The sequence below is a fragment of the Streptomyces sp. S6 genome (assembly GCF_054880855.1).
Window position 1 is genome coordinate 1 of sequence record NZ_JBTYMC010000150.1, and the last position, 15,865, is coordinate 15,865.

Sequence of the window (15,865 nt, forward strand, 5' to 3'; positions counted from 1 at the left end):
GCGGGCCACCAGGGCGTCGCGGGCGTGCACCGAGCCGACCACCGCGTCGCCGTCGCGGACCAGCAGGCGGCTGCGGTCGTGGGCCGCGGTGAGCGCGAGGATCGCCTCGACGTCCGCGTCGGCGGGGACCGACGTGATGTGCTCGGCGGGCACCTGGAGTACCGAGACCGGCACTTGAGGCTCCGTCAGGGAGTTGGTGATCAGCTCGGAGTCGTCCTTGCTGATCAGCCCGATCCGCTCCGACTCCTCGACGAGGTGGGCGAGTTGCTCCCGGTTGTGGACGGACACCAGCTCGCCGCGCGGGGTGACCCGGCACAGCCGGACCAGGGCGTTGCTCACCGCGTTGAGGGCGCTGAGCAGCGGGCGGACGACCTTGACGATGCCCCGGAACATCGGGGACAGCAGCATCGCCGAGCGCTCGGGGTGCGCGATCGCCCAGGATTTCGGGGCCATTTCACCGACGACCATGTGCAGGAAGACGACCACGATCATCGCCACGGCGAACGCGATGCCGTAGCTGACCGCGCTCGGTAGCCCCAAGTCGTGGAGGATCGGGTCGAGTTCGTGGGAGATCGCCGGTTTGGACACCGAGCCGAGGCCCAAGGTGCAGACGGTGATGCCGAGTTGGGCACCTGCCAGCATCAGGGACAGCTCCCGCATGCCGGCCAGGGCCGCGCCCGCGCCGCGCTTGCCCTCGGCCGCCGCCTTCTCCATGCGGTGCCGTTTGGCCGCCACGAGCGCGAACTCGGCGGCGACGAAGAACCCGCTGCCGGCCAGCAGCAACAGGGTGACGAAGAGTGCCATCGGGAAACTCATGACGACCGCACCTCCAGGCGGACCCGCTCCGGGACATGGCGGTCGAGGGTACGGACGTCGATCGTCGCCGAACTCCCGTCCGCAAGAGGGACGTTCAGGCTGTCCCCGACGGTCGGGAAGCGGCCGAGGCGGTCGACGATCAGCCCGGCGACGGTGTCGTAGTCCTCCTCCTCGGGGAGGCGGACGCCGGTGGCCTCGGCGACCTCGTCGAGCCGGCGGCCCGCGTCGACCAGCCAGCCGGCGCCGTCCGCGACGGCGATCTCGGTGATGCGGTCGCTCTCGTCGGCGATGTCACCGACGAGCTCCTCGGCGATGTCCTCATAGGTGACGAGGCCCGCGACACCGCCGTGCTCGTCGAGGACGACCGCGAACTCGTCGTCCTGCGTGCGCATGTGCTCGACCGCGTCCGGCAGCGGAAGCGTGTCCGGCAGGAGCAGGGGGCGGCGGGCCGAGGCGCCGGCCGTCGTGGCCGTGAAGCGGTCGGCGGGCAGCGCCATCAACTCCCGTACGCCCAGCACGCCCGCGACGTCGTCGGGGTGGTCGCCGAGCACCGGATAGTTGGAGTGGCCGTGCTTGGCGATGAGTTCGACCGCCTCGGCCAGGGTCGCGTCCCTGCGGATGAAGACGGCGTCGGCGCGCGGGACCATCACCTCGTCGAGCGTGCGCTCGGAGAACTCCAGTGCGTGGTCGAGGAGTTGAGCGGTTGAGCCGGGCAACTCGCCCTGTTCCCTGGACTCTCCGATGAGATGGCCCAGCTCCTCCAGGGTCGCGCCGTGGTGCAGCTCCTCGACCGGCTCGATACCGGCCTTCCGCAGCAGCCTGTTGGCGGCGCCGTCGAAGACGTGCACCACCGGGCCGACGACCTTCAGGTACGACAGGGTCGACCCGGCCAGCGCCTTCGCGAGCCGCTCGGGCACGGCGATGGCGAGGTTCTTCGGGGCCAGCTCGCCGATGACCATCTGGACGACGGTCGCGAGCACGAAGGCGAGGACGACCGAGATCCCGCCGACCGCGCCCTCGGGGACGCCGATGTCGGTGAGCAGCGGTTTCAGCAACGCGGAGACGGAGGGTTCCGCGATGAAGCCGACGACCAGACCGGTGACGGTGATGCCGAGCTGGGCTCCGGAGAGCATGAACGAGAGGCGTTCCAGCACGGTCAGCGCGCGGGCCGCCTTCCGGTCGCCCTTCTCGGCCTCACGCGCGAGAGCCAGCCGGTCGGCGGAGACGTACGCGAACTCCTGGGCGACGAAGTATCCGGTGCCCAGCGTGAGGAGCAGGACGGCCAGCAGGCCGAGCCAGGCTTGCGCGGCGCTCATCGGACACCACCCCGCCGGGCGCCGCTCTCAGGGAGACCCGTAGTACTCAGGGTCGGGCGGGATGGTCGGGGACTGTGCCCCGGGGAGTCCGTCGAGCTGGCGGACACGCATTCACTCCTTGATCACAGAAACGTTCACTTCGAACGTTCGCCTTGGCAACGATTGTGGCCGAGACCCGGTTCCCGCGCCCGGCGGAGGACCACCTCCACCTGCGCGCACGGAAACGTCCGGCAACCGTTTTCAGCCGTTCCCGGCACACGGGCGCGAAGCTCTGCCACGCGTCGTACCACCGACCCTATTCTGCTTCTACTTGAATGTAGAAGGCTCACGCGTGAAGAACTCGCGCGTACCGGCCCGTGATGAAGGAGTGGACGCCACGATGGTGTTCAAGCGACTGCTCGGCTCGCTCGGCGTGGGCGGCCCCACGGTCGACACGGTCCTCGACCCGGCCCCCGTCCGTCCCGGCGGGGCCCTCTCGGGTCAGGTCCACCTCAAGGGCGGCGGCGCCGACTTCGACATCGAGCACCTCACGCTCGAACTCGTCGCCCGGGTGGAGGTGGAGCACGCGGAGGGGGAGAGCGACGGCGTCGTCGTCTTCGACCGGACCGTCGTCGGCGGCGGTTTCCGGCTCGCCGAGGGGGAGACCCGCAGCGTCCCCTTCACCCTGGCGCTGCCCTGGGAGACGCCGGTCACCGAGTTGTACGGGCAGCCCCTAGGGGTCGTCCTCGGGGTGCGGACCGAGCTGGCGGTCGCCGGTGCCAAGGACAAGGGTGACCTCGACCAGCTGACCGTCACGCCGCTGCCCGCGCAGGAGGCGGTCCTGGAGGCGTTCGGACAGCTCGGCTTCGGCTTCCGCTCGGCCGACCTGGAGTACGGCCGGATCGGCGGGACCGGGCAGCAGCTCCCCTTCTACCAGGAGATCGAGATCACCCCCTCGCCGCAGTACGCGGGGGTCTTCAACGAGATCGAGGTGACCTTCCTCGCGAGCCCCTCCGGGGTCGAGGTGGTTCTTGAGGCCGACAAACGCGGGGGCTACGGCGCCTCCTCCTCCGACACCCTCGGCCGCCATGTCGTCGGGCACCAGGACGTCCGGGACTGGAACGCCGAGGTCGAGGGGTGGGTACGGCAGCTCGCGGAGCACCGGGGGTCGTACGGGTACGGGGCCGCGGGGTATGCGGGGCAGGGGGCACCCGGGGGGTACGGGTCGTACGGGGAGCAGGCGCCGTACGGGGAGCACGGCAAGCACGACGGGTACGGGCCCGGCGGCGGTCATGAGGAGCGGCGTCGTTCCGGGCCGGGGATGGGGACGGCCATCGCGGCCGGGGCCGCCGGGCTCGCGGTCGGTGTCGTCGGCGGGATGGTCGCGGCGGAGGTCGTCGACGAGATCGGCGACTTCTTCGAGGGCGACGACGAAGAGGGCGAGGACTGACGTGTTCGGACTCAGTGAACTGGCGGTCATCCTCATCGTCGTCATAGTCGTCCTGGGCGCGAAGAAGCTGCCCGAGCTGGCGCGCTCGGCGGGGAAGTCGGCGCGCATCCTCAAGGCGGAGGCGCGGGCCGCGAAGGAGGAGGGGAAGCAGGTGGCCCCGGAGGGTGAGGGGGTGCCGCGGATCGTGCAGGGGGAGGCGGTGAGGCGGGAGGAGACGCCGCCGGACCAGCGGGCGGCGTCCTGAAGGGGGCTGGGGCGGGGCCAGTACCTGAGGGGTAGGGGGATACCTGGGAGGCAGCTCCGCAGAGGTACGGGGTCCTGTACCCGGAGACCTCCGGAGAACTCCCGGGGTCGGCCCCGTAGTACCCCTAGTACCCGTAGTACCTCAGCCGGCGTGCCTCAGTCGGCCCCGTGCTGGCGGCGGATGCGGGACGCGACCTCGTTGTGTTCCGTCTCCCACCAGGGGCGTACCCGGTCCGGCTCCTCGGAGTGATCGGATTGACCGGGGCGGGCGGGGCCGGGTGTCTTCGCGGAGCGGGCGGCGGCGGCGCGGGCCGCCTGTTCCTCGTCCAGGCGGCGGTCGAGTGCCGCCGCTTGGACGCGTTCCGTCCGGGCCCACTGGACGAGGATCGCCAACAGGAAGGGCAGCGCGACGAGTTCGGCGATGCTCAGCATGACGCCGCCGCCGAGCTGCTGGTCGTGACTGACGCTCGGGGCCCAGGCGGGCCGGTGGTGGAGGTACCAGGCGCCCGCGATGAGTGAGCCGTGCGTCATCACGACGAGCCCCGGTACGGCGTCGACGATGCCGTCGAGGAAGACCAGGGCGGCCCGCACGGGATGGGTGCACCAGGCCGGGAGGGTCTCCTCCTTGGTGAGTACGGGTATGACGAAGAGGCAGCCGGCGGCCAGGAGGTTCAGGTACATCAGCTCGTGGAGCCAGCCGACGCGCAGGGCCGTCGAGAAGTACGGCGTGAAGTAGACGGTCAGCTCGGTGACGAGCACCAGGGCCGTGCTGACGAGCGGGAACGTCAGCGCCCGTACGACCCGCCCGGTCATCGCCCGCCGCACCCTGTCCGCGGACCGCTCCGGCAGTGCCTCCACCGCCAGGCTCAGCGGGTCCCCGAGCGCGAGGCCGAGCGGGGCGACCAGGTCCAGCAGGATGTTCTGGACGGCGGCGGGCCAGAACACGACGTGGTCGTAGACGGCCAGCCCGGACATCGTGGCGACAAGGAGCGTGCCCAGGCCGAGCCCCGCGAAGGCGACCGTCCTGACGACCGGCCACCGTCCCCTCAGCCTCAATACGCCCCACCCGTAGGCGCCGCCGAGCGCAGCGATGAGCAGCAGCGCCGGGACGTCGAGCTGCCAGGCGGTGAGGAGGTGGGCGGGGGTAGGGGCGGGCAGGGCGTTCATCGGGGTCGTACCTCTCAGGTATTGCTTCGAGGCCCGACGGTAGTACTACCCCTGAGGTACGACGCACGCGGGCGGGGAGCCCACTACCCGCCCTTGACCTCGACTTTGCTTGAGGTCACAGGATGGGGTGCATGACGACAGACATCACCGGCACCACAGCCGCCGACGTCCGGGCCATCAAGGAGATCGTCGCCACCGTCGAGCGGACGCAGCGCGCGAAGGACCCGGAAGGGTTTCTCTCGCTGTTCCATCCCGACGCGCTCTGGACGACCGCGCACGGCAAGGTCCTGATCGGGCTCGACGCGATCGCCGGGTTCACCCGGGCCGTACTGCCCGCCGCGAGCTGGGACGGAGAGGTGAGCTACGAGCCGGTGCACATCCAGTTCCTGCGGCCCGACGTGGCGGCGGTGAAGGTGCGGCAGGTGTACCGCTCGGCCGAGGGGGAGTCCGAGGGCGCCCCGCTCTACGTCATGACGCGACAGGGCGACGGGAGGTGGCTGCTGCACGCCTGCCAGAACACGGAGGTGAAGGGGTGAGCGGTCAGTGGCCGGACGGAGGCTCGAAGCAACCGGTCTCCAGGTAGGGGCCGTTGGTGGACACCTGGTAGTTGGTCTTCTGGACGAAGGCGGTGACGCAGGCGTCGTCGTGGACACGGAGGCCGATCCTCGCGCCCTCGGGGGTGACGTAGTCGTCGTCCACGTAGCGGGGAGTCATCGCCTCGACGTCGAGGGTGCCGCCCAGGGAACGGCCGCCGGCGTCGAAGCGCTGTTCCTCGTAGCCGAGTTGCAGCATCGCCTTGCGGACCGTTGCCGGGTCCCACTTCTTCTGCTGCCAGAGCCTCTTGAGGACGGGTTCGATGCGGGCGGCCTCGCGCTGGGCGTCGGCGGCGCTGGCGTCGGACATCTCGCCGGGGATGCGGAAGCCGTTGTTCTCGCGGTAGTGAGGGGCGCCGTCGCCGGCTCCGGGCTCCACGTAGGGGGAGGCGGGAGGGGTGGAGGCGCCGGGAGTACTACGGGTCCCGTCAGGGGTCGTACGGGTATCGGGGGTCACCCCCGCTGTCCCACCGCTCGCACCCGCCGTCGCGTGCTCCCTGCCGCAGCCGCCGAGCGTCAGTGCGGCGACGACGATCAGGGCCGCTGTCGCAGCGCCCTTCCTCATGGATACCTCCGGCATGCCCATGTCCCCCGTTACAGACCGAACCCACCCTAGAGGACCACACCGCACCTGCCCCTGAGTACTCGCTCTCAGGGAGTAGCCCACCCCTACGCCCCCTGTTCCAACAACCCCTTGAGGCGGGCCAGGTCCGCGCGGACCATCCCCGCGTCCCGCTCGAACTCGGCGTCGCTCACGCCCGGTTGGCGCCGGAGGGTGAAGACGAACTCGCACTGGCCGTCGCCGTAGGGGATGACCCTGATGGGGTTGTGGACGGTCTCCCCCGTAGGGAAGGTCACGTAGTGGTCGAGGACTCCGAGGTCGTTGTCGGGGGTGAACGTCACGGTGACACGGCCGAGGAGGTCGGAGTGGGCGACCCACTCGCCGTCGGCCTTCTCCACGGTGTCGCCGAGGCCGTGTGCCCAGGCGGGGAGGTGGGTGGGGTCGGCGGCGTAGCGGTAGACGTCGGGGGCGGGGCGGGCGATGCGGACGGCGAGATGGAGAGAGTCGGTGTTGTTCATCCGCCGAACGTAGCGAGCGGGAGGCGCAGGGGTCTTGAATGAATCGGACGGGGCGCGAACCCGGCCGAGAAACAGGACATGACCGGGAACCGACGCATTAACTTCTACGTTCCTGTAGAAGATGTAGGCAGGTAAAAATAGGGCGGCCGGGAGTGGGCGCCCCTGGTTTTTGGAGTGTTCATGGCCCTGTGGGACCGCATCAAGGACTCCGCATCGCAGATGCAGAACCAGCTCGTCGCGAAGAAGAACGACCTCAAGAGCGGCGCGTTCCGTGACGCGAGCATGGCCATGTGTGCGCTCGTGGCGGCGGCGGACGGCCACATCGACCCGTCGGAGCGGCAGCGCGTCGCCCAACTCATCGCAGGCAACGAGGTGTTGCAGAACTTCCCGGCGGACGACCTGCGCCGGCGTTTCGAGGACAACCTCAACAAGCTGACCACCGACTTCGACTTCGGCAAGGTCAGCGTGCTCCAGGAGATCGCCAAGGCCAAGAAGAAGCCCGCCGAGGCCCGCGCCGTCATCCAGATCGGCATCGTCATCGGCGGTGCCGACGGCGACTTCGACAAGGACGAGCAGGCCGTCGTCCGCGAGGCCTGCTACACCCTCGACCTCCCGCCGCACGAGTTCGACCTCTGAGCCGAACCCGCCGGGTGCCGGACTCCGGGTAGTACGGGGTCCGGCACTTCAGGGGTACTCCCCGGGTACTACTGGTTACCCGGGGAAACACCGGTCGCGGAAGGTCCGGCGCCGACGGATCGACGGCGTCTCCGTCCGCCGCCGCACGACGCGGGCAGCCCCTTCACCCTCGTCGTACGACGGCTCGAACCTCTCACGGGTCCACCGGCATGTTCGGGACACCGCTGTCGATGACGCAGTTGCCGGCGGGGTCCTGGGCGTGCGACTGGCTGTCGCCGGGGGCCGTGCCGGTGGAGGTGGGCCGGTCCGGTGAGCCGGTGGGGGACGTGGAGGGGCCGCAGGTGGAGCCGGTGCCCGGGGTGGCCCCGCTGCTCGGGTCCGCCGCGGAACCGGGGCTCGAACCGGCTCCCGAGCCCGGCCCGGCGGGCTCGCCCGCCTCCCCGCCCGTGCCGGAGACGCCGGTCGGCGGATCGACGGGCTTGCTCCCGTCCGTGCCGCAGGCGACCAGTGCGCAGGCCAGCGCCCCGATGGTCACGGCGAGCCGAACTCGTAAGACTCCAGGCATGAGTTGACCTCTCCACGTCGTACGCCCGGCAGGCGCCGGACGCCGGATGGCGCGTGTGCGTCAGTAGGTAGAGTAGGTGTTGAAGGCGTCGCCGACCCATGTCGCGAAGTACGGCGAGCGCATCTCGGTCGGGTTGTCACGGCGTTCGGTGTTGCTGTTCACGCCGTTGACGTACCCGCTCCAGTAGACGTTGTCGTCCTTGCCGAAGAGCCAGGGCCCGCCGCTCGACCCGCCGGTCATGTTGCACGGCATCTTGATCTGGTCGGCGATGGAGGAACTGCGCTGCGAGGTGGTCGCGGAGCAGAAGTACTGCCACTGGCCGTCGAAGGCACCGGACGCCGGATACCCCATCGCGACCATGAAGCGGTCCTTGGGGTAGTTCCACTGGATCCCCAACCCGCCCACAGCGTTGACGAGTTCACCGGACGAGTTCGGCGAGGTGATGACGATGCCGACGTCGTAGCCGAAGTTCCCGCTGTTGACCCAGCCGTTGAACGCGACGAGCGTCTCGGCCCACCAGGTCCCGTACGGCCGGTTGCCGTAGTTGTAGTAGGGCACGAACTGCCAGTTGGAGGCCCACCCTTGACCGGGCCCGCCGTGCACGCAGTGGCCCGCCGTGAACACCATGTTCTTGTTCGTGCTGTTGACCGCGGAGCCCGAGCACACGTAGTCGATGCCGTCGGAGCCCCGGAAGAACACCTTGCCCACCACCTGTGTGGCGGTGACCTTCAACTTCGGTGCACCCGGGGCCGTCTCGACCCTCTTGCCGGCGACGGGTTCCGACCCCGTCGTCGCCCCGCCGATCGCCTCCTCGACGACGCTGTCCGGCACCTTCGAGTCCCCCACCGCCTTGGGCGGTACGGCAGCCGCCATGCGCTCCGGTGTCCAGTACTCCGCCGTCAGCGCCTGCGCCGACGGCGAGACCCGGTGTTCAACGGCCTTCGACGCAGCGGCAGTTGCCTGTCCCTCGGCCGCGACGACCGTCGACGGCGCGAAGGCGAGCCCGAAGGCGACGCCGGCCGCGAGCAGGTATCTACATCGCTTGTACAACACGTGACACCCTCCCCATCTACTGGCATGTCCACGCAAGCCTCCAAAGCTCGGGCAACTCCTGTCAACCACCCCATTGAGATACAGAGTCCGGATATCGCGCCGACACGGCACACCGACATGCCCCGGCTACACCACTCTTGACGTGACGTCACATCCCGTTCCCCCGACGGATGTTGCCATTCGCGCACAACCCGCAGACGGCAGGGCGGACCGGCCGCACAGCGGCCTCACAGCTTCGGCCGCCCGGCCGCCGGTCAACACCTTGGCCGAGAGCAGCCCTCGGACAACACCGCACCACCCGGCGCGAGTTGCACAAGAACCCCGGCCTGCCCACCCGGCGGACGACGCCCCAGTACCGTACCGAGCACGTCCGGCGCCCTCTCAGAGCGGCGTGGCCGCGTGCAGGATGATGAACATCGTCACCGCCGAGTTCGCGGACGACATCGCCGAGATCGCCGTCCCCGCGGCGGCCCCCCACGCCGCGAGGCCCACCGCCGTGAACATGGACGGCCAGTGCCGGACCAAGGGGGCGGGACCCAGAAGTGCCGCCACCCGGCGGGGAATCGGCCCGGGGGCGGCGAACCCGGCGAGCGCCGGCACCGGTGCCCCCCGGGACAGCAGCGCCGCCTTCCCGATGGCCCGCGCGACCGTGCGGCGGCTGCCGATCACCACTGCCGCGTCCTCGTCCGCCCAGCGTTCCGTCGTGTAGGAAACGGCCGTGGAAAGCGGTCGCAGAAACGGGTTGGCACGGGCCGCGAGCTGGACGGTCAGCAGGTACCGGTGGTGGCGGGCCGTGAGGTGCGCGCGCTCGTGGGCGAACAGCGCCCTGCGCTCGCCCGGGTCCAGGCTGCCCAGCAGCGCCGTCGTGACGACGATGCGGTCACGGCGGGCGCCAGGGAGGGCGTAGGCGTACGGGGTGTCGTCCCGTAGTACCGCCACCTCCGTGGAGGGAAGACCCGTAAGGGCCCGATGGGCGCGGCGGCGCAGGCGGAAGTGGTGCCAGGCGGTGCGGACGCAGACGCCGATGACGGCGAAGAGGGCGGGGATGGCGGCCTTGCCCGCGACCTCGTCGTAGGGGACGGCCGCGCGGACCTCGGGGTCGGACCAGCCGTCGGGTAGGGGGTTACCTGGGAGTTGCGCCGTTCCGACGACCATCAGGAGGGCCAGGCAGACCGTGCTGCACAGGGCCATGACCGCGGCCATCGCGGTGAGGAGGCGGGTGGCGGCGCGCGGGTGGAGGTGCTGTTCGGCGAGGCGCGCTATCGGCCAGGCCGTCAGGGGCAGGATCAGGGGGAGGAAGATGAAGAACCCCATACGGCGTCAGTCTGTCCCTTCGCTCCCGGCCTCGCCCAGCAGCTCCCGCAGCAGCCGTTCGTCGTCCGCGCCGAGCCCGGTGACGAAGCTGGCGAGCACCGCCTCGCGGTCGCGCTCGCCGTCCAGGACCTTGCGCATCTTCCGTGCGGCCAGGCCGGCTTGGTCCGACGCGGGGGTCCAGGCGAAGGAGCGGCCCGCGCGCTCGCGGGTGACCGCGCCCTTCTCCAGGAGGCGGGTGAGGATCGTGATGACGGTGGTGTACGCCAGGTCGCCGCCGAGGCGCTCCTGGACCCAGCCCGCCGTCGCGGGTCCGTCCGCCGCGCGCAGGGCTTCGAGGACGAGCGCCTCCAGCTCGCCCTGTCCCCGTCGCCGGGGACGCTGTTCGTGGTCCGTCACGCCCTGTCTCCTCTCCCGCGCCGGATGTCTCCCCATCGTATAGACGCGTGTCACCCCGTAGGCCCCCCGTACTTTTATTTCTACACTGGTGTAGATTTAACGATCAGGGGGCCTCTACGAGCTGTCCCCCACGACCCTTACGGGTCACCCCCTACCCCCCGAGGAGGAGTTCACAGTGGGAGTAACCCTGGCCAAGGGCGGCAACGTCTCGCTCAGCAAGGAGGCCCCCGGCCTGACCGCTGTCCTGATCGGGCTGGGCTGGGACGTCCGCACCACCACCGGCACCGACTACGACCTCGACGCCTCCGCGCTGCTGCTGGACGCGGCCGGGAAGGTCGCCTCCGACGCGCACTTCATCTTCTACAACAACCTCACCAGCCCGGACGGCTCCGTCGAGCACACCGGCGACAACCTGACCGGTGAGGGCGACGGCGACGACGAGTCCATCAAGATCAACCTCACCGCCGTCCCGGCCGCCATCGACAAGATCGTCTTCCCGGTCTCCATCCACGACGCCGACAACCGGGGCCAGAGCTTCGGCCAGGTCCGCAACGCCTACATCCGCGTCGTGAACCAGGCCGGCGGCCAGGAGATCGCCCGCTACGACCTCTCCGAGGACGCCTCCACCGAAACCGCCATGGTCTTCGGCGAGTTGTACCGGCACGGCGCCGAGTGGAAGTTCCGCGCGGTCGGCCAGGGGTACGCCTCCGGACTGCGCGGCATCGCGGCCGACTTCGGCGTGAACGTCTGAACAGCCGTCGGACGTACGGGGATCGCCCCGAGGGGATCGCCTTGAGGGGAGGCCCTCGGGTGGTCCCTCTTCCGTCCTATCCACCACCGGGAGACCAGATGGCCGTCCCGCACCACCTCCGCCCGGAGGACCGAGCGGACTTCGAGGAGACCCTGCGCCTGGCACTCGTCAGGACGGGCCAACGTGACCTGAAAGAACGGGCGTTGGCCGATGCCGACCTGATCGCTGCCACGGCCCGCACCGAGTACGACGCGTACGTGGCCCTACGGCAGGACGCCCGCCGTCAGCCCGCCACGCCGAGCACCGCGCTCGCGGCCCTCGCCGTCCTCACCCCGATCATCTCCGGCACCTCCGCCGTCTTCCTCCTCATCGCCGGTTACATTCTCCAACTCGCCGACGCAGCCGACCCGTTGCCCGGCTCCCTACTCACCGCCGGCTGGATCCTCGGCACCATCGCCGTCCTCAGCACCCTGCTCGCCGTCACCGCCCTCCTGCACACCGCCCTCCGCAACCGCCGAGGCCCCGCCTCGCCCGCCGAGGTCGAACAGGCACGGCTGGAGTGGAAAAGGGCCTTGCTGGAACGGGGGTTGGTGCCGTATCTGACCGGGTCGGGGGACAACTCGGGGCGTACAGCGACAGGTTGAGGCGGGAACGCGCCGTGCGCCGGAGCCTGCTCGTGGCAGCTCCGGCAGCAGAGCGCTCTTCGCAAGGCGCGGCCCAGCACACCCCAGCTTGATGGGGTTCACAACCACGCTCGGCAGGGTGACTGCCACCTTGCAGGAGCGGACGGGCCCTCCTCTCCCTCAGGAGGCCGGCCCGCCCACCGCGTCAGCTCACGGCGCGTGTCCGCCCGCGAACCGCCCTCACTTCAGCCCCAGCGCCCCCGCGAGCTTCCGGTACCCCACCGCCGGGTCGTTCTCCTCCCCCAGCAACTGGACCACCACGTGGTCGGCTCCCGCCTCGACATGCGCTCGCAGTCCCGCCGCCGCGGCCTCCGGCCCGCCCTGGGTCACGAGGTCGGCGAGGAGCCGGTCACTGCCCGGGGCGGTCAGATCCTCGTCGCTGTAGCCCAACGCCCTCAGGTTCGACGTGTAGTTGCCGAGCGTCAGGTAGTACTTGACGCCGTCGATGGCCAGTTCGCGGGAGCGCACCGGGTCCGGGTCCACGACGACCTTCTGCTCGGTCGCCAGAATCGGCCCGGCGCCGAGGATCTCGCGTGCCCGCCGGGTGTGTTCGGGGGTGACCAGATACGGGTGCGCCCCAGCGGCCCGCTCCCCGGCGAGCCGCGTCACCTTCGGCCCGAGTGCCGCCAACACCCGTCGGCCGACGGGCACTTCGGCGTCGTCCAGTACATCCAGGTACTCGTTGAGCGCCTGATAGGGCCGTGCGTACTCCTGTGTGGCCTCCCGGTGTCCCGCGCCGATCCCCAGCAGGAAGCGGTCCGGGTGCCGTTCGACGATCCGGTGGTAGGCGCGGGCCACCTCCGGCGCGGGGCTCGCCCAGATGTTCACGATCCCGGTCGCGACCACCAGGCGCTCGGTCGCGTCCAACAGGCGTTCGATCACGTCGAATTCGGAGACCGGCAGATTCCCGAGCCACACGGACCCGAACCCGAGGTCCTCCAACTCCGCGGCCAGCTCGGGCGAGGTACCGGTGAGCCGCCAGACGCCGTAGGTACCGAGGTCGAGGCGTGCGGGATCACTGTTCGTCGTCATGACGGGACCAACTGGCCACACTCGCCCCTTATTCCGACCCCGATCGAAATAATTCCCCCACCCTGCCTCCTCACCGAGGCCCCCGCGTCGAGGCACCCCAGCCAGCGCCCCCCTCACCACGGAACCCCTCTCCCATGCACCACCTCCATCCGCGAAACCGCCCTGGTCAGCACCACGTACAACCGATGCCACCCCCGCTCCTCCCCCTCCACGATCGCCCTCGGCTCGACGACCACGACATGGTCGTACTCCAGCCCTTTCACGGTCCCCGCCCCCACCACCTCGACCCGATCCCCCGACAGCCCCTGGAATCGGGCCACTTCGGCGTCGGCGACCACCACCCCCACCGACCCCTCCTCCTTCGACGCCCGCCGCACGGCGTCCGACACACCGTCGTACAGCTCCCCTTCGACCCGGGTGACGAGCAACTCCCCACCTCCACGCAGGGATCGGGCGGCGGATACGTCGACGTCCAGCCGCCCGAGCACCCGGTTGGCGAGTTCCAGTACGACACCGGGGACCCGGAAACCGACGGTGAGCGGTACCACAACGGCGTCCGGCTTGCCGAGATGCGCCAGCTGCTCCCGCCAGGACCGGGCCGCCCACACCGTCGTCCCCTGTGCCAGGTCGCCGAGGACGGTGAGGGAGCCGAACTCCGCACGCCGGGCGATGGCACGGCACTCCATGGGCGAGAGGTCCTGGGCCTCGTCGACGACGACATGGCCGAATCCGGCGGGGTGGGCGAGCAGTCCGGCGACCTCGTCGAGCAGCACCAGATCCGCGGCGGACCAGCGGACGGACTTCCAGGAGCGGGCCGGCCTCGCCCAGACCAGCACCGCCTGCTCGTCCGCCGACAGGACACCCTCCGCACACCGGCCCAACTCGGCACCTTCACGCAGGAGTTCGTACACCACCTCCTCCGCGCGCAGCTTCGGCCACACCGCCTCGACGCAGCCGTCCACCGCCCGTTCCACCCGCCGCACCCAGGCGGCACCCCGCGTCCCGCTGCGGCGTTCGGCCTCCGCCCGCATCCGGACGACGATCCGCGTCCGCACCCGCTCCCGCCCGACCTCGTACGGCGGCGCCTCCCCCTCGTCGAGCACCCCTCGGACGATGTCGGCGACCTGCCCGGCCGGCACCCGCCACCGGTACGACCCCTCCTGGACGACGGCCCCCTGAGCACCGTCCACGCGGACCCTCCCGTAGACCGCGCGGTGTAGTACCTCAGCCATACGCGGGTCGTGCTTGAGAGCTACGACGTCCCGGGTGTCGGTACCGGTGACGGGGTGGCGGGCGATCTCGTCGAGAAGCGTCGACTGTCGTACTCCGGTCTCGCCGAGGGAGGGCAGTACCTCGGAGATGTACGAGAGGAACGTCCGGTTGGGCCCGAGGATCAGCAGCCCGGAACGCTGGATGCGGCGCGGATGCGTGTATAGCAGGTAGGCCGCGCGATGCAGCCCCACCGCCGTCTTGCCGGTCCCGGGCGCCCCCTGCACACAGATCGAGTCCCCGAGCCCGGCGCGTACGAGGTCGTCCTGCTCGGGCTGGATCGTCGCGGCGATGTCCCGCATCGGGCCCACACGGGGCCGCTCCAGCTCGCGGGTGAGCAGCGTCCCGAGAGGGGTGCCGGGGACGACGCCGTCGTGCGCGCCGACACCGGGGACGCCGTCGGCGCGGGCCCCGGCGTCAGCGCTCGCGTCAACGTCCGCGTCAACCCACGTCCCGTCCACTGCCCCCCCCACCCGCCCCCAGCCGCTCGTCCTCCAGCCCCGTCAGATCCGCCGAGTCCCCCCGGCTCCCGGCCGCCCACCCGAACCGCCGCCGGACTTCCACACCCTGTGGATCGCGGGCGGACGCCTGGTAGAACGCCCGCGACACCGGCGCGCGCCAGTCGACCACCAGCGGCGGATCGGCGGGCCGCTCGCTCACCCGGACCCGCCCCACGTGGTGCGCCCGCCCGTCCCCGAAGTCCAGTCGCCCGAAGAACAGCGGCCCCTCGGGCAGCTCGTGCAGCGCCTTGGCGTGGCTCCGCAGCCGGTACCCGAGGACCTCCGCGTCGGCCCCGGACGCGGAGACGTCCTCACCGGTGACGACCTGCTGATCGGCGCCGCTCACCATCGCGGCGAAGGCGGCTCGGCAGCGGTCGTGGTGGGCGCGTTCGCTCCGCAGGGATGCCTCTAGCTCCAGCTCAAGCTCGTCAGCCATACGACGAGCCTAAGCCACAAATTTAACCGAGTCACATTTTTAACCGGTCCATAATCATTCCGGAGTCGCGCCGGACTTCACGTACAGCACCTCCCGAGCCTGATTCGCCGCCCGCGCGATGCTCTCCGACACGAAGTCCATGAACCGCGCCATGTTCTCCAGCCGCACGGCCGCCGGCGTCCCGCTCCCCAGCACCCCCACCCCTTCCCGCGCGACCCCCGCGAGATGGGCGGTGGCCTTCGCGCTGGCCATCGTCGACTGGTACATCACGTCGTCGTCGACGACATACCGCTCCCGGCGCCGCCCCTCCACCCCCCTCTCGCGTCGCACCAAGCCCTGAGCCTCCAAAAACGCGATCGCCTTGGACACGGACGCGGCGCTGACCCCTAGACGCCCCCCTAGCTCTCCAGCGGTAAGACTCCCGCTGTCGGTGACGTAGAGCGCGGCCAGCACCCGCGACGTCATGTGCGGCAGCCCCTGCTGCGTGAACAGCGTCGCGAACGCTTCCTCGTACTCTCGTACGGCCTCGGCGTCCCGCCCGTCGGCAGCCGAGGCCGCCCCGGCCGCCCCCGCCCCCGAGGCCGCC

The 15,865-nt window shown here is 70.6% G+C and carries 19 protein-coding genes; 6 read left to right on the forward strand and 13 right to left on the reverse strand.

What is annotated here, in order from left to right; genetic code table 11:
- Nucleotides 1–816 (reverse strand): hemolysin family protein (locus ACVNF4_RS20800; protein ID WP_461804357.1); only part of this gene is annotated, 816 nt, incomplete at its 3' end.
- Nucleotides 813–2,132, reverse strand: a complete 1,320-nt coding sequence (locus ACVNF4_RS20805; protein WP_461804358.1) for a hemolysin family protein — start codon at nt 2,130–2,132, stop codon at nt 813–815. The genes ACVNF4_RS20805 and ACVNF4_RS20800, both read right to left, overlap by 4 nt.
- A 379-nt stretch (nt 2,133–2,511) precedes the next feature.
- Here ACVNF4_RS20805 and ACVNF4_RS20810 point away from each other — a divergent pair, with 379 nt between their 5' ends.
- Entirely contained in the window at nt 2,512–3,561 is a 1,050-nt protein-coding gene (locus tag ACVNF4_RS20810) for a sporulation protein (RefSeq protein ID WP_461804359.1), read from the forward strand.
- A gap of 1 nt (nt 3,562) precedes the next feature.
- Complete coding sequence (locus ACVNF4_RS20815; RefSeq protein WP_461804360.1) at nt 3,563–3,805, forward strand: twin-arginine translocase TatA/TatE family subunit; 243 nt, start codon at nt 3,563–3,565, stop codon at nt 3,803–3,805.
- Between the two features lie 155 nt (nt 3,806–3,960).
- On the opposite strand, the gene ACVNF4_RS20820 is transcribed toward ACVNF4_RS20815, so the two are convergent.
- Nucleotides 3,961–4,971 (reverse strand): cytochrome c oxidase assembly protein, encoded by a 1,011-nt coding sequence (locus ACVNF4_RS20820; RefSeq protein ID WP_461804361.1) that lies wholly within the window; start codon nt 4,969–4,971, stop codon nt 3,961–3,963.
- A gap of 131 nt (nt 4,972–5,102) precedes the next feature.
- On the opposite strand from ACVNF4_RS20820, the gene ACVNF4_RS20825 reads away from it, so the two are divergent.
- The gene (locus ACVNF4_RS20825) at nt 5,103–5,507 is read left to right on the forward strand and encodes an SgcJ/EcaC family oxidoreductase (RefSeq protein ID WP_461804362.1); all 405 of its coding nucleotides are present in this window, start codon (nt 5,103–5,105) and stop codon (nt 5,505–5,507) included.
- 4 nt (nt 5,508–5,511) lie between these two features.
- On the opposite strand, the gene ACVNF4_RS20830 is transcribed toward ACVNF4_RS20825, so the two are convergent.
- Nucleotides 5,512–6,129, reverse strand: coding sequence for a hypothetical protein (locus ACVNF4_RS20830; RefSeq protein WP_461804363.1), 618 nt, complete (start codon nt 6,127–6,129; stop codon nt 5,512–5,514).
- Between the two features lie 104 nt (nt 6,130–6,233).
- Nucleotides 6,234–6,644 (reverse strand): SRPBCC family protein, encoded by a 411-nt coding sequence (locus ACVNF4_RS20835; RefSeq protein WP_461804364.1) that lies wholly within the window; start codon nt 6,642–6,644, stop codon nt 6,234–6,236.
- A 180-nt stretch (nt 6,645–6,824) separates the two neighbouring features.
- Between ACVNF4_RS20835 and ACVNF4_RS20840 the strand changes: the two genes are divergently transcribed.
- A complete protein-coding gene (locus ACVNF4_RS20840) occupies nt 6,825–7,280 on the forward strand; it encodes a tellurite resistance TerB family protein (RefSeq protein WP_461804365.1) in 456 nt (151 codons plus the stop codon).
- Nucleotides 7,281–7,473: 193 nt separating this feature from the next.
- Here the strand turns inward: ACVNF4_RS20840 and ACVNF4_RS20845 are convergent, their stop codons facing one another.
- The 4 genes from ACVNF4_RS20845 to ACVNF4_RS20860 all read right to left on the reverse strand — a co-directional run bounded on the left by ACVNF4_RS20845 (nt 7,474) and on the right by ACVNF4_RS20860 (nt 10,608).
- Nucleotides 7,474–7,845: a hypothetical protein gene (locus ACVNF4_RS20845; RefSeq protein WP_461804366.1), complete on the reverse strand. Its 372-nt coding sequence runs from the start codon at nt 7,843–7,845 to the stop codon at nt 7,474–7,476.
- A gap of 60 nt (nt 7,846–7,905) precedes the next feature.
- Nucleotides 7,906–8,898: a trypsin-like serine peptidase gene (locus ACVNF4_RS20850; RefSeq protein ID WP_461804367.1), complete on the reverse strand. Its 993-nt coding sequence runs from the start codon at nt 8,896–8,898 to the stop codon at nt 7,906–7,908.
- 381 nt (nt 8,899–9,279) lie between these two features.
- Nucleotides 9,280–10,212 carry a M56 family metallopeptidase gene (locus ACVNF4_RS20855; RefSeq protein WP_461804368.1) on the reverse strand — a complete coding sequence of 311 codons (933 nt, stop codon included), beginning with the start codon at nt 10,210–10,212 and terminating at the stop codon, nt 9,280–9,282.
- 6 nt (nt 10,213–10,218) lie between these two features.
- Nucleotides 10,219–10,608, reverse strand: coding sequence for a BlaI/MecI/CopY family transcriptional regulator (locus ACVNF4_RS20860; protein WP_187748288.1), 390 nt, complete (start codon nt 10,606–10,608; stop codon nt 10,219–10,221).
- Between the two features lie 175 nt (nt 10,609–10,783).
- Between ACVNF4_RS20860 and ACVNF4_RS20865 the strand changes: the two genes are divergently transcribed.
- Complete coding sequence (locus tag ACVNF4_RS20865) at nt 10,784–11,359, forward strand: TerD family protein (protein ID WP_461804369.1); 576 nt, start codon at nt 10,784–10,786, stop codon at nt 11,357–11,359.
- A gap of 98 nt (nt 11,360–11,457) precedes the next feature.
- A complete protein-coding gene (locus tag ACVNF4_RS20870) occupies nt 11,458–12,003 on the forward strand; it encodes a hypothetical protein (protein WP_461804370.1) in 546 nt (181 codons plus the stop codon).
- 219 nt (nt 12,004–12,222) lie between these two features.
- Here the strand turns inward: ACVNF4_RS20870 and ACVNF4_RS20875 are convergent, their stop codons facing one another.
- The 4 genes from ACVNF4_RS20875 to ACVNF4_RS20890 form a co-directional block, all read right to left on the reverse strand.
- On the reverse strand, nt 12,223–13,074 hold the full coding sequence (locus ACVNF4_RS20875; RefSeq protein ID WP_461804371.1) for an LLM class F420-dependent oxidoreductase: 852 nt from the start codon (nt 13,072–13,074) through the stop codon (nt 12,223–12,225).
- A gap of 113 nt (nt 13,075–13,187) precedes the next feature.
- The gene (locus ACVNF4_RS20880; protein WP_461804372.1) at nt 13,188–14,804 is read right to left on the reverse strand and encodes a HelD family protein; all 1,617 of its coding nucleotides are present in this window, start codon (nt 14,802–14,804) and stop codon (nt 13,188–13,190) included.
- Entirely contained in the window at nt 14,785–15,279 is a 495-nt protein-coding gene (locus ACVNF4_RS20885) for a hypothetical protein (RefSeq protein ID WP_461804373.1), read from the reverse strand. The genes ACVNF4_RS20880 and ACVNF4_RS20885 overlap by 20 nt, the downstream gene beginning before the upstream one ends.
- A gap of 54 nt (nt 15,280–15,333) precedes the next feature.
- The coding region (locus tag ACVNF4_RS20890; RefSeq protein WP_461804374.1) for a GbsR/MarR family transcriptional regulator at nt 15,334–15,865 on the reverse strand (532 nt) is incomplete at its 5' end.